Origin of the sequence: Achromobacter sp. SIMBA_011, assembly GCF_046535435.1 — a bacterium.
Classification (GTDB): domain Bacteria; phylum Pseudomonadota; class Gammaproteobacteria; order Burkholderiales; family Burkholderiaceae_B; genus Achromobacter; species Achromobacter dolens.
The window spans coordinates 1-237 of record NZ_JAWRWN010001192.1; the positions used below are offsets into that span (position 1 = coordinate 1).

General features: G+C 62.0%; 1 protein-coding gene. It reads right to left on the minus strand.

Annotated elements, in window-relative coordinates; all coding sequences use genetic code 11:
* On the minus strand, positions 1-237 hold a 237-nt coding region (locus SB816_RS34815; RefSeq protein ID WP_410548602.1), incomplete at both ends, for a hypothetical protein.

The following is a 237-nucleotide window of genomic DNA, read 5'->3' on the forward strand; positions in this document are numbered from 1 at the left end:
TGTCCGTCTTGTCGAAGAACTGCACCTGGAAGTTGCCGGTCTGCCCAGCCGTCATGTAGGCGCGATACACGTCCGCCGACAAGTCGAACTGCTCGCCTCCCGAGACGATGAATCGTCCGGTACCACAGAAGCTGTTTGCATAGAACGCGATCGCCTTGCCGGCGGACGGGTGGGCGGTCAGCCCTGCAATCCCCGGGTTACCCGTCCACGGGTCGACCAGACCATCTTCGAACGTCC